The following is an 18,443-nucleotide window of genomic DNA, read 5'->3' as shown; positions in this document are numbered from 1 at the left end:
TGTAATTTGTTGAAATTGCTACTTGAACTCCACTGGTATACTGAATAGGGTTGCTGGGACTTGATCGATCGACCCTCACTCAATGCCGATCGCATCGAAGAAAGACGAGTTTGAAATGAGCCTAGACGCAGATATCGTGCCCGCCAGCAGGGGGCGCTCCTTCAAGATGAAGGCCGGGCAATTTGCCCTCGTGACGAACACCCATGGCAACCAGGTTGTCGATGCCTGGGCGTTGGCTGACAGCGATCACTTCGAGACGTCTTCGCTCGATCACACGCGTTCGATGAACAGCAACATCTTCTTCACCGAGGGGATGGCGCTGATGAGTTCACGCCGCCGCCCCATGCTGACAATGGTCGCCGACAGCGCCAAGGTCAGGCACGACACGTTGCTTTGCCCGTGCAATCGCGAGCTCTATCAGCAGCTCGGATGCGAGGAGTATCATCGCAGTTGCACCGACAACTTCCACGAGGCGCTTTCTGGCGTAGGTATCGAAATGCCGTTCACGCCCGCGTCGTTGAACCTCTTCATGAACGTGCCCGTCACCGCTGACGGCACCGTCGATCGCGTTCCGCCCGATACGGCTGCCGGCGACTATGTTGTCATGCGCGCCGAGATGGATCTGATCTTGGTCCTGTCGGCCTGTCCGCAGGACATCACGCCGATCAACGGCGCCGCGCGCACCCCGCGCGATGTGGCGGTCAATATCCTCGATACCTATCCGTCGGAGGTGTCAGCATGAGCGAGCAGCTTCTGAAACTGCGCGAAATCCGCAAGAGCTTTGGCGAGAACGAGGTGCTGAAAGGCGTCTCGCTGGACGTCAAGGCGGGCGAGGTCGTTTCGATCATCGGCGCCAGCGGCTCCGGCAAGAGCACCTTCCTGCGCTCGATCAACGCGCTGGAAATGCCGCAATCGGGTTTCATGGAGTTCGAGGGCCTGTCTTTCGATTTCCGTCCAGCCTCGCGCTTCTTTCCCACGCCGTCGCAGCTGCAGTCCTTGCGAGCGCGCGTCGGCATGGTGTTCCAGAGCTACAATCTCTGGCCGCACATGACGGTGCTCGAAAACGTCACGCATGCGCCGATCCGTCTCTTGAAGCTGCCCCGCGCGCGGGCGATCGAGGAGGCCGAGGCTCTACTGTCGCGGATCGGCCTGTTCGAAAAGCGCCATAGCTATCCGTCGCGACTTTCGGGCGGCCAGCAGCAGCGCGTGGCGATTGCCCGTGCGCTCGCCATGAAGCCGCGGCTGATGCTGTTTGACGAGGTCACCTCGGCGCTCGATCCGGAGCTCGTCCACGAAGTTCTCGTGTTGATGGCATCACTGGCGTCCGAGGGCATGACCATGCTGCTCGTTACCCACGAGATCGCCTTCGCGCGCGACGTCTCCTCGCGTGTCCTGTTCTTCGACAAGGGCGTGATCGCCGAAGAGGGGCCGCCAGATATTCTGAGGCACCCCGAAAGCGACCGCCTGAAGCAGTTCCTTCATCGCATCCTGCATGACGACGTTGGTCATTCCTTCTCGAACGATCAAGGTCAGGGAGCGCAGGCGTAATGAGCGGTTTTATCGAAGAAGTTCAGCTTTATGGTCCAGGTTTTCTTGAAGCCGCCTGGACGGTCTTCGGCCTGACGATCCTGACGATCGTCGTCAGCTGGGCATGCGGGCTGCTGGCTGCCTTGGCGCAGCGTTCCAAATGGAAATCCGCGCGCGTGGCGGCGGGCTTCTATATCTGGTTCATTCGCGGCACGCCGACGCTGATCCAGGTGTTCATCATCTATTTTGGCCTTCCGCAGATCGGCATCCGGCTTTCGCCGTTTACCGCCGGCGTCATCGCGCTCGGTATCAACAGCGGCGCCTATATCGCCGAGATCGTACGCGGTGGCCTGAACGCCATCCCGCGCGGCCAGAATGAATCGGCGCTGGCACTCGGCTTCAGCCCGAGCGAGACCATGCGCACGATCATCCTCCCGCAGGTCTTTCGCATCATCCTGCCAGCAGTCACCAACGAGGCGATCTCAACCCTGAAGAACACCTCGCTTCTTTCGACCATCACCGTCGTCGAGCTGACGCTTTATGCGCAGACCCTGATCGCGGCAACCTTCCGTCCCTTCGAGTTCTATATCGCGGTAGCCGTCATCTATCTCGTCCTGACCACGATCCTTACATTCGTCGCTTCCTGGCTTGAGCGACGCTATGCCAACCTGGGTTGAGGTCAGCCATGAGTGTCCTGCCGATCGACTCGCTTGAAACGCCCCGGTTTTGCGGTGTCCCGACCTTCATGCGCCTACCGCAGGCAACGACATTGAGCGGGCTGGACGCGGCCGTGATCGGACTTCCCTCCGATTCCGGCGGTCCATACCGCACCGGCGCGCGCTTCGCGCCGAACGCGGTGCGCGCCATGTCGGTGATGCTGCGTCCGATCAATCCCTATCGCGGCAATATCAATGTCTTCGAAGAGCTTGCCGTGGCTGACGTCGGCGACGCCAACGTCGTGCCGGGATACGAGATCGAATCCTTGGAGCGCATCGAGGAATCTGTCGCGGCATTGGTCAATGCCGGCATCGTCCCCTTCGCGATCGGCGGCGATCACTCGATCACGCTGGCCGAGATCAGGGCGCTCGCCAAGGTCCATGGCCCGATCTCACTTGTTCACTTCGATTCCCACACCGACACCTGGGACAAGTATTTCGCCGGCAAGAAGTATAGCGCCGGAACCCCGTTCCGCCGCGGCGCGGAGGAAGCCATCATCGATCCCGCGCACTCTATTCAGATCGGCATGCGGGGCTCGCTGTTCCAAAAGGACGATATCAGCCAGTCGATCGATCTCGGCTACGACGTGCTGACGACCGACGACGCACTCGATCTCGGCCCTCATCGTCTCGCCCGGCGCATCGCCGATCGTGTCGACGGCCGGCCGGCCTTCATTTCCTTCGACATGGATTTCATCGATCCGTCCGCGGCCCCCGCGGTCCAGACACCAGAGGCGGGTGGGCCGACGGCGCGCGAGACCTTGCAGATTCTGCGCGCCCTCCACGGCATCAACCTCGTCGGTTGCGACGTGGTCGAGGCCAATCCGCTCTACGATGGGCCGGGACAGATCACCGCCTTGATGGCCGCGACCGTGATGGCGGAACTGATGGCCTTGCTTGCTTCCCAACGCGCTCAGGCGAAGGGTTAACGAAAACCGGCGCCGCGACGCCGCGTGAATGCACCGAACCAACATAAAAGGGAACTGACCATGAAATTGAAGTCTCTCATCATGACCGCCGCCGCCCTTGCGGGCATGGCCGTGAGCTCCATCGTCCACGCCGCCGACCTCGAGCTGCTTCAGCCGGGCAAGCTGATGGTCGCCACCGAAGGCACCTACGCGCCGTTCAGCATGCGCGCGCCTGATGGCAAGCTCGACGGTCTCGAAATCCGCGTCATGACCGAAGTCGCGAAGCGCCTCAACCTCGAATACACGCCCGTCCTGATCAAGTGGGACTCGCTGCTCGTCGGCCTCCAGGCTGACCAGTACGACGTCATCAGCGCCGCCATGGACATCACCGAAGCCCGTCAGCAGCAGGTCACCTTCTCGAACGGCTGGCTTGAATCCGGCGGCCGCGTGGTCATCCCGAACGATTCCGCGATCAAGAGCGCTGCCGATCTCAAGGGCAAGACGGTCGGTGCGCTCGTCGCATCGAGCTGGACGAAGATCGCCGAGGAGAAGGGCGCGACCGCCAAGGGCTACAAGGCCGAATCCGACGCCATGCAGGACCTCGTCAACGGCAACGTCGACGCCGTCATCACCGACGCGATCGCCGCCGCCTACGCCATCAAGTCCGCGAAGATGCCGCTGACCATGACCGACGATTATGTCAGCCACGTTCAAAAGGGCTTCGCCTTCAAGAAGGGCAAGCCGCATCTGGTCGAGGCCGTGAACAAGGCGCTGGCCGACATGGTTGCCGACGGCACCTACGCCAAGCTGACGACCGATCTGGTCGGCTTCGATCCGACGCCGAAGGAGCCGATCAAGACCATTCAGTAATGATCGCATGGCCGGGCACCGAAAGTGCCCGGCCATTTTTTCCTTGATGCCGCCAGGCTTCACGCCGGGCAATCCATGTAGAGCAGATCGATGTCGCCTCTCATCGCGCTTGTCACGCGCTTGTCCGAAGCAGCCGAAAGCAACTGGCTCATGGCGCTCAGCGCAGCCATGCCGCAAGAAACCATCCGTTCCATTCGTCAGCTTTCGCCGGATGAGCTCGGCCGTGTCGATATCGCCATCGTCGCCAATCCCGACCCCGCCGATCTCGAGCGGCTGCCGAACCTGAAATGGGTGCACAGCCTCTGGGCTGGTGTCGAGCGGTTGGTCTTGGAACTCAAGGGCTTCTCACGTCCGATCGTACGCCTCGTCGATCCTGATCTCGCGCGCACCATGGCCGAGGCCGTGCTCGCCTGGACCCTCTATCTCTCCCGCGACATGCCCGCCTATGACATGCAGCAACGCCAAAGCCTTTGGCGGCAGCTTCCCTATCGGTCGGCACCCGACACGCGGGTCGGCCTGCTGGGCCTCGGGGCGCTCGGCCGCGCGGCCGCGCGACAACTGCGGTTGGCGGGTTTTGCGGTCAGCGGCTGGAGCCGGACCGAAAAGCAGGTCGACGGTGTCGAGACCTATTTCGGCGCAGACGGCTTGGACGCCATGCTCAGGACATCGGATATCGTGGTCTGCCTGCTGCCATTGACGGCTGAAACGACGGGGCTCCTCGGCGCGCGTGAATTTGCTCTGCTACCGGCGAATGCCGGCTTCATCAATTTTGGGCGCGGCCACATCGTGAAGACGCTCGATCTGATAGCGGCGCTCGATGCAGGCGCTGTCAAGCATGCCGTGCTTGATGTCTTCGAGACCGAACCACTCGATGAGCAGAGCCCTCTATGGGATCACCCCGGCGTGACCGTGCTGCCGCATATCTCGGCGCCCACCAACCCGTCGACCGCGGCAAAGATCGTCGCCAACACGATCGGCGAATACCGCGCGACCGGCGTCCCGCCCGACGGGATCGATTTCGATCGGGGCTATTAGCCGCGTCCTGGCATCGTTTTGAGATGCCGGGAAGATGCATGTTGGTTCAATTTTTATGAAAACTGATTCCAGTAAAGACTGATTGCGCGGCCACGCTCTCACAACTAGTAAATAGTCCTGGATTGCATTTGCTTAGATGATTTAAGCGTAGGCATGGCGCATGCTACGCCGTGCTTTCGATTTGCCTCTAAGACATACTGGAAACCTTAGCCTTGAGCCGAATTTGTAACTGGTAGAAGCCGCTCAAGTCGCCATGATGGCCAAGATCTCTGCCATGTCGATATCCCCACCCGATCGATGAGTGGATTGGCGGCCAAGAAACCATGGACCTATCCCTGCATGGCGTGACGATACGCATCGCTTCGGCACGTCATGTGCCGTTGTGCTGTCGAATGGGAATTCGCGGCCTCGTGACACTCGATCCCGTCAAACAGAGGTCACATGTCGTTTCTGAAAAACGCGCGCATTCGCACGAAAATGCTATCTCTCGTCATTCCCATCTGCGTCGTGGGCATCGGCGCCACGCTCTTCATGTCCGATAAATTCAAAGCCGTCGATTCCACCTATTCGGAGTTCATCGCGCAAGATTATCAGGCAGAGGTCGACCTCGTCGCCTCCACGCGAAGCCTGGTTTCCATCGGTTACGCGGCCTACCAGACGCTTGCCTACGACGCTCAGGACCCGGCCTTCAAGGCGGCGAGCGACTTTTACAAGGACACCGCCGGGAGCCTGATCGCTCGCCTCCAGCAGTCCAAGGGTGGTCGTCCAGAGGATGCGGAGGCGATCGATGCCTTCATCGCGAGGTCGAATGACGTGATCGCCAAGACCGATGCCGCCGTCAAATTGGGAAGCGGGCGTGCAGCCGAAGCGCTAGCGATTCTGGCGCAGGCGGATATCCTGATCAGGCCACTGCTGTCCGATATGCGCGATCTCACGACATTGATGAAGAAGAATATCAATGCACGAGCGAACGAGCTGACCCAGCAGACGCGCTCGACGATTTTCATCTCCCTCACGATGCTGACCCTCATCTTCGCGGCAAGTATCGCGGCGGCCCTGCTGGTGTCCGCGCGCGGGATTACCGCACCGATCGCGAGATTGCGCGAGCGCATGACATCTCTTGCACGCGGCGATACGGCTGTGGCTTTTAGCTCCCGATTTCAATTGAAGCGCTAAGCGAGGAATTCGGCACTGAAATCTCCTCTTTCGATTTCGCTGCGGAGTAGGGGAGGGCCAACTAACGCCCTGATGCCTTGGTGAGATTCACGCGGAAGCGATCCCGCCGGCGCTGATATCTGCGTGTGATCTCCGCTGAAGCATGACCGAGCTGTTTCTGGACGTAACGCTCGTCGACTTCGGCGGAGGAGGCCAAGCCCGCGCGAAGGGAATGTCCGGAGAATTTGATGGCGCGTCCGATCTGGCTAAGATCACCGCGAACGCCGGCCGCCATTGCGGCCCGCTTCACCAGCCGAGCTACTTCCTTGTCATTCAGTCGTTGGAAGGCTCGTCCGCCACAGCTTCTCCACCGAGGATGTCGCTCATCTCACGCTTCCCATGGATTGATCACGGCTGCGCCTGTGTCCTCAAAGTCCTTGACGTTGCGAGTGACGAGGATCAGGTCATGGACGATTGCGGTGGCTGCGATCAGCCCGTCGATGTCTCCGCGCGGACGGATCGCGGCGATGCGGCCCCATTCGACTGCGATCTCGTCGGTCACCGTGAGGATGCGGTCAGAATGATCGTGGCGCAGCTTGCGCAGCCATTCGGCAAGATGTGCCGCAGCCTTGGGATCTGATTTTTGTTTCAAGGCAATACCGCGCATGATCTCACCAAGCGTCAGCGCACTCAAGTGGACGCTGAGAGGATCGACCGAGCGCAGCCAGGACACTGCCTGCGGGGTGCCCCGCCTTGCCTCCGAGACGATATTCGTATCCACTAGATACATCAGAAAGCCACGTCGCGGCTTGAGACTTTAGCCCGCGCGTCGACCGCGTCGGTGAAGGCGTCATCCCAAGGCGGACCGGCAAGCAGATCATCGACCAAAGTCGGTCGCCCTGCGCGCAAAGCGTCATAGTCTTTTGCGGACAAGACAACCGCCGTCCGCTCGCCACGCACGGTTATCTCTTGCGGGCCTTCAAAGCGGGCTTTTTGCACTACTTTTGAAAATTGGTTTTTAGCGTCCTGCAGCTGCCAATCCATGAATTTGCTCCAATCTAGCTAGGCTGTCTAGCCACAAATAGCACTGTTCTCAATCATCCGAAAGCCCGGAGTGCACGTTTAGAAGTAAAATCTTGGCGTTCGTGGCCTATCCGGGAACCATATCAACGACGTCCGAGAATGCTTTTGGGAGGGATTTCCTAAATCCGACCGAATATCGCTGAAGCGCACGATCGTTCAGAGGCGGAGTGTCGCCGACGATGACGTGGGATGCGATACACCTAACCTTTGCATCGCAGGTTTTGCAGACTTTTGCATTCGACGGGAGCATGCCGTGTAATGACAGCCGATATAAGACGGGACTGCATCCATGCACGATGAAATCATATCCTGGCGCCGTGATGGCCGGCCGGCCGCGGTAGCGGTCGTGGACCAAGCCTGGGAAGACTTCTGAGCCTATGATCGTGTCAGGCGTCGCCAGTGTGGCGCCTGACACGGCGTCAAATCGACCAGCCGCGGCCCGGTCTCATGGGCTGAGAGGTGCGACACGCGGCCGATAACCGCGTGCCCGCTTCTGCCGGACGAGCGCGAGAAACAGACCGACTGCTCCGTCTCACGCTCGAAATGGTGCTCCTTGGTTTGTCCATTTTGGCCAATCCGACCCCAGCTGCGTGTCAGGCGGATCTCGCCGAATAGCGCCAGGGAGATCTTCATGATGTAATACCGGGCCATGTTCCTCTCGGCGTCCGTGCGTTCGACATGGTGATGATATGGCTGAGCGATCATGCCCCTAGAATCGGGGAAGCAGGTGCTGGCGTCCAACGAGACTTATGAATCAATCGAGGGTGATCGATTCACCTGAGTGATGACCCGCCCACCATACTGTCGCGCCTGCATTTCATACGCGTGACATTTTTGTCGTGGTCCTGCTTTCAACCTCTCGTGATGGCGTTTTGCCCAGCTTCCGCCTGAATGTTGCCGCTCTAGTCCGCGGTGACGACAAGCGAAGATAGTGTGCTCATCCGGAGTGGCTTTTCTCGTCGAGTGCTGGGGATATTTGGAATGGCAGACACATCAGCTTTACGCCTGAAGATCACTCTGATGAGCGTGGTCGCGATTATGGCAAGCGGGATAGGCGCACGTGCGGAGCCGCAGCCCGCCGCGCCCGCTGCGCAGCTCTCCGCCTCGAAGGGATATGCCGTTCCCGAGCGCCGGCTCGTGCATGTCGTCGGTCACGGTGACGATTCAGCGCTGTCGACGCTGTTCGAAAGCGGGGCTGGAAACCCGGCCAAGGTCCTGCGGGAGATGGCTGGCCTTTCTCCATCGATGAACAGCGACATTGCCGCCGCGCTTGAAGCCTATTATGGTCAGCCGAAAACAAAGCTCATCTGGACTGACGCGAAGGGACCGAACGCCAAGGCGAGGCAAGCGCTTGACCTCTTGCGGCAGGCCGACGATTGGGGACTAACCGTTTCGGACTATGCCGTTTCGCCATCTCCGGAGACTTTGCAGCAGAATTCGCCCGACCGCGCCAAAGCTTTGGCAGCGTTCGAACTGTCCCTCTCAAACAATATGCTGATGTTTCTCCAGGATAATTTCAGGGGGCGCATCGATCCGAACAAGCTGTCGAACTATTATGACTTCAAGCGTAAGCCCGTCGATTTGAAAGCGACGCTTGCTCAGTTGGCAGCAGCGCAAAACCTGGCGTCGGCGGTCGACCGCTTCATGCCGAGCAGTCCAAAGTTTGCCCAGCTCGCCGCCGAATTGCACTGGTTGCGAACATCAGGCCAGGGCGGGGATACGACCGTCAACAAGAACAAGGTGATTGTCGCCATGGAGGAGCTGCGATGGTTGCCGCAGGAGTTTCCGGATCGGTACGTATTCATCAATCAGCCGGCCTATATGGCCTACTACACCGAGAACGGCGATGTCACCCTTTCGATGAAGGCGGTGATTGGGCAGCAAGATCACCAGACGAACTTTTTCGATGCTTCGATCAAGACAGTCGAATTCAATCCCGATTGGGGGGTGCCGCAGTCGATCATCAAGAACGAGATGCTTCCGCATCTGAAGCGGGATCCGTCCTACCTCGACCGCGAGGGCTACAAGGTATCGGTCAACGGCAAGCCGATGTCCTCGGCGAAAGTCGATTGGGCGCAACCGCTCGAGAATATCGCCGTCGTACAGCCGCCAGGCCCCGATAATGCGCTCGGCCAGCTGAAGATATTGTTCCCCAATCCGCATGCCATCTACATGCACGACACGCCGGCGCGCGGAAAATTCGCTTCGCAGGATAGAATGTTCAGCCACGGTTGCGTGCGGCTGGAAAATCCGAGAGCCATGGCCGCCGCCGTCTTGAAAACATCGGTGGATTCGGTCGCGCAGGAAATTGCGGGCGGTGAGAAGAAGGACGTTCCGGTTCCCGAGGAAGTTCCCGTTTACGTCTCCTATTTCACGGCATGGCCGACGGCCGACGGCATCATTCACTATTACGACGACATCTATGGTCGCGATGCGCAGACGCTCAACGCGATAGCCGCAACGAGCGCAAGCCGCTCCTAGCGTCACATCAGAGCTTCGATCGCGTTCGGAGGCGTGGAACAATATCCATTGCGCAATAGGTTGCGATCGCGGGCAGTGCAAGAACACCGGTCCTGCGGACAAAGAATGGTGTTACCGAAGTGCTGAAGTCCCAGAAATTGGGACTTAGCTCAAAGGATAGCTTCGTTTGGACACCGAGCGCTGAAAGGCTACGATATGCCGATTGCGACAAGCACGACGGCGAGTAACGTCAGGACCGTGTCTGAGCCGGTGTGGCCGGCGGCAGATCGAGGGCGGCGCTCGTGATTGCCCCGATCCTCGACCAGTGCGGCCCGACATGGCACCCGATCGCGATCACGGCCCAAGAGAACCAGTGTATTTCGGTCAGCACGGCGCTATCCGGCCGTGGCAGAGCCGCGAATAGGGATTGGGATATGGCGAGACTTGTTGCCAGAAGCGCAGCCATGTTCAGAGCGAGCGCGGCATGAAATGTGACGACAACCGTGCGTCGTAAACCATAATGCCTTTTGACGATGTTCCGAAACCAGCTCCGGTTCCGGTAGATATGCCTTGCAAGAAGCAGGAACAACGCGGTTCCAAAAAGCTCCTGGGCGAGGTTTTCGAGCCACCAGTATGCGAGGCCAAGCAGCATGAGCGTGTCCATGCAGACGGCAAGGACGATGCGTCCGCCGAGCCGCTGGCGTGCGCTGCCCGAGATCTTCGTGAACGGCGTGCTCAACTGCTGACGCTCTTTGCTTCAAAAAGCGTGAACATGAACTGGCCCTGCTGACGAGAGCGGTGACATGAGTGGCAACGCGCGGTGTTCTCGTCGCTCTTTATCGACCGGTCGGGATGAAACCACTGAAACTGTCAGTCCCCGACGCCTGCTCCAATCTTCCGGAATTAGGTAGCAACACCACGCTTGCGCAAGGTAGAGAGCGAAAGCGCAGGACGTGGATCATTTCTAACATGATTCACGTTCTCTTTCGTCTGTTTCACACGTCGGTCGTCGCCGCGCACCGTTCATGGCATTCATCGGCCAACGGCTCGCGGCAAACAGCACGCCCACCAATCCGATCGAACTCAACGGTCGTTGTCGCCTCCGTGATTGACCGCGGCCCGAGTCAGCCGTTGGCATTTCAATCGTGCCTGCCAGCTTTGCGTGACGCATAGCTAATATTGATTTGTCGCAGAGATGTGCCCCCGATTTTTCCATTTGTAACAATCAATCGCAGACCCGGGAGGGACATATCCGCGCAGTCGGCGGTTGCGCTGCCACGGAGGCTGAGGAAGCCAGATCTCCATGTTGCGAAATCCGTCTGACGGGCGTACCGAGCAATGACAGGCAATGTGAGTCCGGGCACACATGACAAAGCGGAAGACGAAAATAGCCATCAATGGTTTCGGTCGCATCGGCCGAACGGTTTTGCGTATCCTGCTGAGCAAGGGCGGGGATTTCGAACTCGTCCTGATCAACGATGTCGCGACGCTGGAAAGCTGCGGCTACCTCTTCCAGTATGACAGTGTTTTCGGCCCCTGGCCGGAAGAGGTCGCGGTCCGCGACCAGGCGCTGCAGGTGGGCGACAGGCTGATCGCCTTCCACAATGTTCGCGATGTCCGCCAGCTTGACCTCTCGGATGTCGATGTCTTTCTCGAGTGCACGGGCCAGCCCTATACACGCGAGTTCATTTCTCGTGCGCTGGAAGCCGGCGCGAAAAGCGTGTTGATCTCAGGGCCCGCCGAGGCCGCCGATGTGACGGTTGTTCTCGGCGCCAACGAGGAGATGCTTGGGGATCACCTCATCGTCTCCAACGCTTCCTGCACGACCAATGCGCTTGCCCCGTTGCTCAAGGTTATCGACGATGCCTGGGGCGTGGTGGGCGGCCAGATGACCACTGTGCATTGCTATACCGGGAGCCAGCCCACGGTTGACCAGCCGCGTGACGATTTCGCGAGAAGCCGCGCCGCCGCGCTCTCCATGGTGCCGACGACCACCAGCGCGCACAAGCTTCTCGGCAAGGTCCTGCCGTCGCTGGCTGGAGCGATCGAGGCGCGTGCCATAAGGGTGCCGACGGCGAGCGTTTCGGCGATCGATCTGACAGTGTCGTTGCGAGACACCCCGTCACTCGCCGATGCGCGCGCGCAGATGCAAAAAGCTGCCGCCGCGTCACGTGTTCTTGGTTGGACGGAGAAGCCGGTGGTTTCCGTGGACATGCGGGCGCGCCAGGAGTCATTGGTCGTCTCCGGTCCGGAGACATCGATCGCGCCGGGTGGACTGCTTCGCGTGTTCGGCTGGTACGACAACGAATTTGGCTTCGCGAACCGGATGCTCGACGTTGCAGACCTCTTGGGGCAAAAGGTTGCGGGCAGGCGGTAGAGTAGCCGGCATGCAATTGATGTTGCTAAATTCAGGGAGAATTGCTTGACGATCGGGCTTGCCCACGCGGAACTCATGGCTGTTGTGGCAGCCGTCACCGGCAACGAGCCACGTGTGATGACGGTGCGATCCGGCGAAGCCTTGCCGTCCGGCCCCTTCGAGCTTGGTCATCGCACGCTGCAGAGCGGCTTGCGCGAATGGATACAGGAGCAGACCGGCCATCCGATCGGCTATCTCGAGCAGCTCTACACATTCGCCGACCGAGACCGCAACAACGACATCCGCGGCGGACGGACGATCTCGATCAGCTATCTCGGGCTGGTGCTCGAACAGGAGGCGCCGGGCGCGGGCCGTCCGGCATGGCACGGATGGTACGAATATCTGCCGTGGGAGGATCATCGGCAGGGGCGGCCCAAGGTTCTCGATGCGATCATCGAGAAGCTCCGGGTCTGGGCCGACGCCGATCCAAGGCGGCGCGACGAGCGTCACCAGCGCGCCGACTTCACCTTCGGTCTTGATCACGGGGGCTGGAACGAGGATCTCACGCTTCAACGATACGAGCTGCTCTACGAAGCCGGGCTGGTCGCCGAAGCGGGTGATGTGAGCGATAATTTCGGCCGGCCGATGTTTGCCGACCATCGCAGGATCCTGGCGACCGGCATAGCGCGGCTGCGCGCGAAGATAAAATACCGCCCGGTCGTCTTCGAGCTGATGCCGAGTGCTTTCACCTTGCTGCAGCTGCAGCGAACGGTCGAAGCCTTGGCGGGGCTTTGCCTTCACAAGCAGAATTTCCGCCGCCTTATCGAGCAGCAGGAGCTTGTCGAGGAAACAGGCGGCATCGCAAGCGAAACGGGGGGCCGCCCCGCCAAGCTCTTCCGCTTCCGGCAGACGGTTGTCGAGGAACGCGCCCTGTCAGGGACAAAGCTGCCTCTCGCCCGCAATTGACATATGCTCATTGTGAGAATATCTATTTGCTCTGGATATACTCAAAATGAGTATAATGGAGGACAATATGAATACCGCAGTGTCTGCCGCGTCTCTTTACAACCGTGTCAGCCGGGTCATTCCCAAGGCGGAATGGATGAGCTTCGAGGAGGATGTCGAGGCAATCCTGGAGCTGAAGCGCAAACGCAACGCGGTCATCCTCGCGCATAACTACCAAACGCCTGAGATCTTCCACGGTGTCGCCGATATCGTCGGTGACAGCCTGGCGCTTGCCCGCAAGGCAATCGAGGTCGATGCCGATGTGATCGTGCTCGCGGGCGTGCATTTCATGGCCGAGACGGCCAAGCTGCTGAACCCCAAGAAGACGGTGCTGATCCCCGACACCGGGGCAGGCTGTTCGCTGGCGGATTCCATCACGCCCGAGGACGTCGCCCTGCTGCGCAAGGCTTACCCCGGCGTTCCCGTAATCACTTACGTCAACACATCGGCCGCGGTGAAGGCAGCCTCGGATATTTGCTGCACATCGGGCAATGCCAAGCAGGTCGTCGAGGCGCTCGGCGTTCCCAGGGTCTTGATGATCCCCGACGAATATCTGGCACGCAACGTCGCCAAGGAAACGAACGTCGAGATCATCGCCTGGCACGGACACTGCGAAGTGCATGAGCTGTTTTCCGCCGAGGATGTGCGCCAGCTTCGCGAAAACCATCCAGGCGTCACCGTGCTAGCCCATCCCGAATGCCCGCCGGATGTCGTGGCGGAAGCCGATTTCGCGGGATCGACAGCGGTCATGTCCGACTATGTCGGAGAGAAGAAGCCAGCCCGCGTGGTGCTTTTGACCGAGTGCTCGATGAGCGACAACGTCGCGGTGCATCATCCAGATGTCGAATTCATTCGCCCATGTAATCTCTGCCCGCACATGAAGCGCATCACCTTGCGCAACATTCGAACCGCGCTTGAGGAAAACCAGCACGAGGTCTTCGTCGACGCCAATGTCGCGACTGCTGCTCGCCGCGCTGTCGAAAGGATGCTGGCGATATGACCGAGATCCTCCAAAACCTCGCGGATCGACCGGTCATTGTCGGAAGCGGGCTTGCCGGGCTGATCGCGGCATTGACGCTGTCTCCCGAGCCCTGCGTGCTCGTCACCCGCGCACATCTCGGCGCCGAGAGCTCGAGCGGGTGGGCGCAGGGCGGCATCGCGGCATGTATGGGTGCGGATGATAGTGTGGACCTGCACCTTGCCGATACCCTCGCTGCCGGCGATGGCCTTTGCGATGCCGCTGCAGCCGCCGAAATTATTGCTGAAGCGTCGTCCGTGATCGGAGCCTTGCAGCGTCTCGGCGTCTCGTTCGATCAAGATGGCAATGGGAGTCTGGCGCTCGGCCTAGAGGCTGCCCATTCGCGTCGGCGCGTCGTGCATGCCGGCGGGGATGGATCGGGCGCCGCGATCATCGCTGCCCTCACAAAGGCTGTCCTTGCCGATCCTGCAATCACCGTTATCGAAGGGGTGGATGCGCGGGGGATATTAACGACTGATGGCGTTGTTTCCGGCTTGCTCTGCGCCAGTTCTCGCGGGGGCATGGTCTTGCCGTCGTCGCGCATTCTTCTCGCCACCGGCGGCATTGGCGGACTGTATGAGGCGACGACCAATCCTGCCGGCAACTTCGGCCAGGGGATCGCGCTCGCCGCGCGCGCGGGTGCCGTGCTCGCCGATATGGAATTCGTCCAGTTCCACCCGACCGCACTTGACGGCAATCGGCGCCCGCTGGTCCTGATCAGCGAGGCGGTGAGGGGCGAGGGCGCCGTGCTGATCAACGAGCGCGGCGAACGCTTCATGAGGCATGTTGCAGGTGCTGAACTCGCGCCGCGCGATGTTGTCGCGCGTGCAATCAGCGCCGAGATCGCCCGCGGTGGCCGTGTTTTTCTCGATGCGCGCCGCGCGATCGGCGCGCGCTTCGCCTCGCGCTTTCCGACGATCCATGCCGCTTGCCGCTCGGCCGGGACCGATCCCGCCGAGCAGCCGATCCCCGTTCGCCCGGCCGCGCATTACCACATGGGCGGTGTTGCGACGGATCGAGCCGGACGCAGTACCGTTGCTGGCCTTTGGGTCGCGGGTGAAGCCGCTTCGACCGGATTGCATGGCGCCAACAGGCTCGCCAGCAATTCGCTGCTGGAGGCCGCCGTCATGGGCATGCGTGCGGCCAACGACATGAGATCGGAGTCGATGTCGGTTCTCCTCGGAAAAATCCCGACCGTGCCAGGTACACCCGCCACGACGGCCGTGCGCCCAACTGTCTCCCGCCAACTTGGCGTTCTGCGCGGCGCGGTCGGCATTCACCAGGCGATCGAGGAGCTGTTGCCTATGGCGGAAGGCAATGACATAGCGGCCAATCCCGCGATCGTCGCGTTGATGATCGCCGTTTCCGCAAGCCTGCGCACGGAGTCGCGCGGGGCGCATGCCCGGACCGACTATCCGCTGAAGCACGCGGTTGCTGAGCGCGGCCGGATAACGCTTGAACAGGCGTTGCGGATCGCCCGTTCCGCAAGCGCATCAAACTTCGCAAGGAGTGCATGAAATGCACGTCACATCTCTTCCACGTCTCGTCATCGAACCCGCGGTCAGAACAGCGCTTGCCGAAGATCTGGGGATGGCCGGTGACGTCACCTCGACCGCGGTCATTCCTGAAGATCACATATCGACCGTCGTCATTGCCGCGCGTCAGCCCGGCATTGTCGCAGGATTGGATGCGGCCGCCCTTGCATTCGAGCTGGTCGATCCCGCGATATCAGTCGCCCGGCACATCCGTGAGGGAGCCCCGGTCGGACCGGGTGACGTGATCGCCACCATCAGCGGGCCGTCCAGAGGAATATTGACCGGTGAGCGCACAGCACTCAACTTCCTCAGCCATCTGTCAGGGATCGCGACGGTGACAGCATCGATCGTCGAAGCGGTCGCCGGCAGCGGCGCGGCCGTTGCCTGTACCCGCAAGACGACGCCGGGACTGAGGGCGCTCGAAAAATACGCGGTGCGTGCCGGCGGCGGGATGAACCACCGCTTCGCGCTGCATGACGCGATGTTGATCAAGGACAATCACATCGTGATTGCCGGTGGTGTCCGGGAGGCTCTGCGTCGCGCGAAAGCAGCGGCGGGGCATATGCTGAAAATCGAGATCGAAGTCGATACGCTTGATCAGCTCAGGGACGTGATGGAGGAGGGTGTCGATGCGGTTCTTCTCGACAACATGGGTCCCCCGCAGCTCAGCGACGCGGTGGCTATGGTCGGAGGGCGTGCAATCACGGAGGCTTCGGGGCGCATAACCCGTGAAACCGCGCGCGACATTGCGGCATCGGGGGTTGATTTGATCTCCGTCGGTTGGATCACCCACAGCGCGCCCATTCTCGATATCGGTCTTGATTTCCCGGCTTGATAAGGCACCGAGGATGAACGGATGGATGGCGATGGCAACGGCGTTGAAGGCGGTTGACTACCGCGAGAGCCAGCCTGTGACCTCTTTCAGCGTCCGGCGTTCTTGATCGGCTTCCATCGAGAATGCCTGACGAATATCGGATCGCGGCGCAAGCGAACGGACCACATCAAGGCTATCGCCAAGACCATAGCCGCCGTGCGTGATGAAGGGGGTGACCGGCTTCCCAGAGAGGTCATGCCCCTGAAGGAAGGAGCGTATAACCGGCGGAGCGGTCATTCCCCAGATAGGAAAGCCAAGATGGATTTCGTCATATTGGCGAATATCCGTCACCAGATATTCGAGCTTCGGGAGATAATTCTCCCTGGTTTCGCGCGCGGCCTGGGCGACGGTTTCGTCGTAGTCTTCAGGATAAGGCCGTGCGACCTTGATCTCGAAGAGCGTGGCGTTTCGCGCTCTTCTAATCTGCCTTGCCACAAGTGCTGTGTTCCCGGTGCGCGAGAAGAACGCGACCAGGGTTCTGGCTGAAGTGCCCGGCACCTGCGATCGGGCAGTTGCCGGCGCCAGCGCCGACAACCCTGCCAAGGGGAGAAGCTTCAGAATATTTCGTCTCGTGGTGCTGTCATACATGAGAGGGCGTCCGAAGCGAATTTCTCGAGGATCAGTCGATTGCACTGGCCTTGCCGTAGTCCTGATCGGAAACCTTCTCCATCCAGGTAACGGCCTTGCCGTCAAGCACTTCGGCAATAGCGAAATGCGTCATCGCCGTGTCAGGCGAAGCGCCATGCCAATGCTTGACGTTCGCCGGAATCCACACGACGTCTCCCGTCTTCACGCTTTCGATCGGCCCACCTTCTTTTTGAACCAGACCGGTGCCCGAGACGATGAACAGGGTCTGGCCAAGCGGATGCGAGTGCCATGCGGTGCGAGCGCCCGCCGAGAATGCCACGGTTGCGCCGCCGACGCGCGCAGGGGCATCGCCGCGATAGAAGCCGGAGGTCTCGACATTGCCCGTGAAATTCTCCTGCGGCGCCGTGGCCTTGCCTTCGCCGGCACGGGTGATCTTCAGGTCCGCGGTGGCAGGCGATGCGGGCTGAGCGGCGCTTTCACGCGTCTCGAACACCTTCTTCATGACGGGGACCGCCGACATGGCGCGAGGCCAGCCGGCGTAGAAGGCGACATGGGCGACCACCTCGGAGGCTTCCGCACGCGTCAGTCCATTGTCCATCGCGCGGTTGGCGTGGAAGGGAAGCTGTTCAGGTTGGCCGATGGCGACCAGCGCCGACATCGTCACAAGGCTGCGGTCACGCGCGGCGAGGTCCGGCCGTTGCCAGAGGTCGCCGAAGAGAACGCGGTTTGTCAGCTTCGCGAGCACGGGAGCAGTCGGGGCCACGGCGCTGTTGACCATGCCGGCACGGGCCGCTTCGGCGGCCGCCTCCAATTCAACACGAGCCGCGTCGCTGTGGGCAAGCGGCGCGATCTTGCGCTCCTCGAATACCTTCTTTACCTCGAAGACTGCGGAGATCGCGTTTGGCCAGCCGGAATAAAAGGCAAGGTGAGTGATGAGTTCGCCGATCTCTTCAGGCTTGACGCCATTGTCCAATGCGCGGCGGACATGGCCGCCAATCTGCGCCGTCTTGCCCGTCGACACGATTGCCGACACGGTCACCAGACTACGGTCGCGCGGTGCAAGCTCGGTGCGCTCCCAAACCTCGCCAAAAAGAACGTCGTCAGTGAAATGGCCCAGACCGGGTGCGACCTCGTAAACGGCGGCGGGAGCGACGCGGCGACGTTCTTCCTGCGCTTCGGCACCAGTTGCCGCCAGCGCGGTCATGGCAATACTCGCTGCGATGTTCTTCATAAGATTTTCCTCTCAAGTCGGCGTTGGGACCCACTGATGGAAATGGGGAGTGGGCCACGCGAGATTAGGCCCCGGATTCCGC

At 60.6% G+C, this 18,443-nt stretch carries 18 protein-coding genes and 2 pseudogenes; 13 read left to right on the top strand and 7 right to left on the bottom strand.

Features of this window, described 5'->3' with window-relative positions; all coding sequences use genetic code 11:
• The first annotated feature begins 115 nt into the window (after positions 1–115).
• The 7 genes from ACCD05_RS12240 to ACCD05_RS12210 all read left to right on the top strand — a co-directional run bounded on the left by ACCD05_RS12240 (position 116) and on the right by ACCD05_RS12210 (position 6,232).
• Positions 116–742 carry a DUF1989 domain-containing protein gene (locus ACCD05_RS12240; protein WP_413392914.1) on the top strand — a complete coding sequence of 209 codons (627 nt, stop codon included), beginning with the start codon at positions 116–118 and terminating at the stop codon, positions 740–742.
• The gene (locus ACCD05_RS12235; protein WP_111564542.1) at positions 739–1,548 is read left to right on the top strand and encodes an amino acid ABC transporter ATP-binding protein; all 810 of its coding nucleotides are present in this window, start codon (positions 739–741) and stop codon (positions 1,546–1,548) included. Before ACCD05_RS12240 ends, ACCD05_RS12235 begins: the two co-directional genes overlap by 4 nt.
• The gene (locus ACCD05_RS12230; RefSeq protein WP_413392911.1) at positions 1,548–2,204 is read left to right on the top strand and encodes an amino acid ABC transporter permease; all 657 of its coding nucleotides are present in this window, start codon (positions 1,548–1,550) and stop codon (positions 2,202–2,204) included. The genes ACCD05_RS12235 and ACCD05_RS12230 overlap by 1 nt, the downstream gene beginning before the upstream one ends.
• Positions 2,205–2,212: 8 nt before the next feature.
• The gene (locus tag ACCD05_RS12225; RefSeq protein WP_413392909.1) at positions 2,213–3,172 is read left to right on the top strand and encodes an agmatinase; all 960 of its coding nucleotides are present in this window, start codon (positions 2,213–2,215) and stop codon (positions 3,170–3,172) included.
• A gap of 60 nt (positions 3,173–3,232) precedes the next feature.
• The gene (locus ACCD05_RS12220) at positions 3,233–4,021 is read left to right on the top strand and encodes a transporter substrate-binding domain-containing protein (RefSeq protein ID WP_413392907.1); all 789 of its coding nucleotides are present in this window, start codon (positions 3,233–3,235) and stop codon (positions 4,019–4,021) included.
• 90 nt (positions 4,022–4,111) lie between these two features.
• The gene (locus ACCD05_RS12215) at positions 4,112–5,056 is read left to right on the top strand and encodes a 2-hydroxyacid dehydrogenase (RefSeq protein ID WP_413392906.1); all 945 of its coding nucleotides are present in this window, start codon (positions 4,112–4,114) and stop codon (positions 5,054–5,056) included.
• Between the two features lie 441 nt (positions 5,057–5,497).
• Positions 5,498–6,232, top strand: coding sequence for a hypothetical protein (locus tag ACCD05_RS12210; protein ID WP_413392904.1), 735 nt, complete (start codon positions 5,498–5,500; stop codon positions 6,230–6,232).
• 61 nt (positions 6,233–6,293) lie between these two features.
• On the opposite strand, the pseudogene ACCD05_RS12205 reads toward ACCD05_RS12210, so the two are convergent.
• The 4 genes and pseudogenes from ACCD05_RS12205 to ACCD05_RS12190 all read right to left on the bottom strand — a co-directional run.
• A pseudogene (locus tag ACCD05_RS12205) lies at positions 6,294–6,554 on the bottom strand (tyrosine-type recombinase/integrase); the annotation flags it as partial.
• Positions 6,555–6,599: 45 nt separating this feature from the next.
• Positions 6,600–7,001, bottom strand: coding sequence for a type II toxin-antitoxin system VapC family toxin (locus ACCD05_RS12200; RefSeq protein ID WP_111564547.1), 402 nt, complete (start codon positions 6,999–7,001; stop codon positions 6,600–6,602).
• A complete protein-coding gene (locus tag ACCD05_RS12195) occupies positions 7,001–7,255 on the bottom strand; it encodes a type II toxin-antitoxin system Phd/YefM family antitoxin (protein WP_111564548.1) in 255 nt (84 codons plus the stop codon). Before ACCD05_RS12195 ends, ACCD05_RS12200 begins: the two co-directional genes overlap by 1 nt.
• Before the next feature lie 484 nt (positions 7,256–7,739).
• Positions 7,740–7,999 (bottom strand): annotated as a pseudogene (locus ACCD05_RS12190) (WGR domain-containing protein).
• A gap of 276 nt (positions 8,000–8,275) precedes the next feature.
• Between ACCD05_RS12190 and ACCD05_RS12185 the strand changes: the two are divergent.
• Positions 8,276–9,775, top strand: coding sequence for a L,D-transpeptidase family protein (locus tag ACCD05_RS12185; protein WP_413392901.1), 1,500 nt, complete (start codon positions 8,276–8,278; stop codon positions 9,773–9,775).
• 229 nt (positions 9,776–10,004) lie between these two features.
• Here the strand turns inward: ACCD05_RS12185 and ACCD05_RS12180 are convergent, their stop codons facing one another.
• Positions 10,005–10,493 carry a hypothetical protein gene (locus ACCD05_RS12180; protein ID WP_413392899.1) on the bottom strand — a complete coding sequence of 163 codons (489 nt, stop codon included), beginning with the start codon at positions 10,491–10,493 and terminating at the stop codon, positions 10,005–10,007.
• 627 nt (positions 10,494–11,120) lie between these two features.
• Between ACCD05_RS12180 and ACCD05_RS12175 the strand changes: the two genes are divergently transcribed.
• The 5 genes from ACCD05_RS12175 (at position 11,121) to nadC (ending at position 16,503) form a co-directional block, all read left to right on the top strand.
• Positions 11,121–12,131: a type I glyceraldehyde-3-phosphate dehydrogenase gene (locus ACCD05_RS12175; protein ID WP_413392897.1), complete on the top strand. Its 1,011-nt coding sequence runs from the start codon at positions 11,121–11,123 to the stop codon at positions 12,129–12,131.
• A 45-nt stretch (positions 12,132–12,176) separates the two neighbouring features.
• Positions 12,177–13,076, top strand: a complete 900-nt coding sequence (locus ACCD05_RS12170; RefSeq protein WP_413392895.1) for an NUDIX hydrolase — start codon at positions 12,177–12,179, stop codon at positions 13,074–13,076.
• A gap of 67 nt (positions 13,077–13,143) precedes the next feature.
• Complete coding sequence (gene nadA, locus ACCD05_RS12165) at positions 13,144–14,115, top strand: quinolinate synthase NadA (protein ID WP_413392893.1); 972 nt, start codon at positions 13,144–13,146, stop codon at positions 14,113–14,115.
• Positions 14,112–15,650, top strand: a complete 1,539-nt coding sequence (locus ACCD05_RS12160) for an L-aspartate oxidase (protein WP_413392891.1) — start codon at positions 14,112–14,114, stop codon at positions 15,648–15,650. Before nadA ends, ACCD05_RS12160 begins: the two co-directional genes overlap by 4 nt.
• Before the next feature lies 1 nt (position 15,651).
• The gene (gene nadC / locus ACCD05_RS12155) at positions 15,652–16,503 is read left to right on the top strand and encodes a carboxylating nicotinate-nucleotide diphosphorylase (protein WP_413392889.1); all 852 of its coding nucleotides are present in this window, start codon (positions 15,652–15,654) and stop codon (positions 16,501–16,503) included.
• A gap of 57 nt (positions 16,504–16,560) precedes the next feature.
• Here nadC and ACCD05_RS12150 read toward each other — a convergent pair whose 3' ends face one another.
• Complete coding sequence (locus ACCD05_RS12150) at positions 16,561–17,130, bottom strand: flavodoxin (RefSeq protein WP_413392887.1); 570 nt, start codon at positions 17,128–17,130, stop codon at positions 16,561–16,563.
• A gap of 31 nt (positions 17,131–17,161) precedes the next feature.
• Positions 17,162–18,361 (bottom strand): carboxymuconolactone decarboxylase family protein, encoded by a 1,200-nt coding sequence (locus tag ACCD05_RS12145; RefSeq protein WP_413392885.1) that lies wholly within the window; start codon positions 18,359–18,361, stop codon positions 17,162–17,164.
• Positions 18,362–18,443 lie beyond the last annotated feature (82 nt).

The sequence above is a fragment of the Rhizobium sp. Rhizsp42 genome, from assembly GCF_047304155.1.
In the GTDB taxonomy this organism is placed as follows: domain Bacteria; phylum Pseudomonadota; class Alphaproteobacteria; order Rhizobiales; family Rhizobiaceae; genus Rhizobium.
This window is presented reverse-complemented; position numbering and strand designations above follow the sequence as displayed.

What these genes read in the sequence shown, in the direction of transcription:
- ACCD05_RS12240 (WP_413392914.1), top strand. Translation starts at nt 116, where the DNA reads ATGAGCCTAGACGCAGATATCGTGCCCGCCAGCAGGGGGCGCTCCTTC.
- ACCD05_RS12235 (WP_111564542.1), top strand. Translation starts at nt 739, where the DNA reads ATGAGCGAGCAGCTTCTGAAACTGCGCGAAATCCGCAAGAGCTTTGGC.
- ACCD05_RS12145 (WP_413392885.1), bottom strand. Translation starts at nt 18,361, where the DNA reads ATGAAGAACATCGCAGCGAGTATTGCCATGACCGCGCTGGCGGCAACT.
- ACCD05_RS12195 (WP_111564548.1), bottom strand. Translation starts at nt 7,255, where the DNA reads ATGGATTGGCAGCTGCAGGACGCTAAAAACCAATTTTCAAAAGTAGTG.
- ACCD05_RS12150 (WP_413392887.1), bottom strand. Translation starts at nt 17,130, where the DNA reads ATGTATGACAGCACCACGAGACGAAATATTCTGAAGCTTCTCCCCTTG.
- ACCD05_RS12210 (WP_413392904.1), top strand. Translation starts at nt 5,498, where the DNA reads ATGTCGTTTCTGAAAAACGCGCGCATTCGCACGAAAATGCTATCTCTC.
- ACCD05_RS12200 (WP_111564547.1), bottom strand. Translation starts at nt 7,001, where the DNA reads ATGTATCTAGTGGATACGAATATCGTCTCGGAGGCAAGGCGGGGCACC.
- ACCD05_RS12220 (WP_413392907.1), top strand. Translation starts at nt 3,233, where the DNA reads ATGAAATTGAAGTCTCTCATCATGACCGCCGCCGCCCTTGCGGGCATG.
- ACCD05_RS12160 (WP_413392891.1), top strand. Translation starts at nt 14,112, where the DNA reads ATGACCGAGATCCTCCAAAACCTCGCGGATCGACCGGTCATTGTCGGA.
- ACCD05_RS12215 (WP_413392906.1), top strand. Translation starts at nt 4,112, where the DNA reads ATGTCGCCTCTCATCGCGCTTGTCACGCGCTTGTCCGAAGCAGCCGAA.
- ACCD05_RS12175 (WP_413392897.1), top strand. Translation starts at nt 11,121, where the DNA reads ATGACAAAGCGGAAGACGAAAATAGCCATCAATGGTTTCGGTCGCATC.
- ACCD05_RS12185 (WP_413392901.1), top strand. Translation starts at nt 8,276, where the DNA reads ATGGCAGACACATCAGCTTTACGCCTGAAGATCACTCTGATGAGCGTG.
- nadC (WP_413392889.1), top strand. Translation starts at nt 15,652, where the DNA reads ATGCACGTCACATCTCTTCCACGTCTCGTCATCGAACCCGCGGTCAGA.
- ACCD05_RS12225 (WP_413392909.1), top strand. Translation starts at nt 2,213, where the DNA reads ATGAGTGTCCTGCCGATCGACTCGCTTGAAACGCCCCGGTTTTGCGGT.
- ACCD05_RS12230 (WP_413392911.1), top strand. Translation starts at nt 1,548, where the DNA reads ATGAGCGGTTTTATCGAAGAAGTTCAGCTTTATGGTCCAGGTTTTCTT.
- nadA (WP_413392893.1), top strand. Translation starts at nt 13,144, where the DNA reads ATGAATACCGCAGTGTCTGCCGCGTCTCTTTACAACCGTGTCAGCCGG.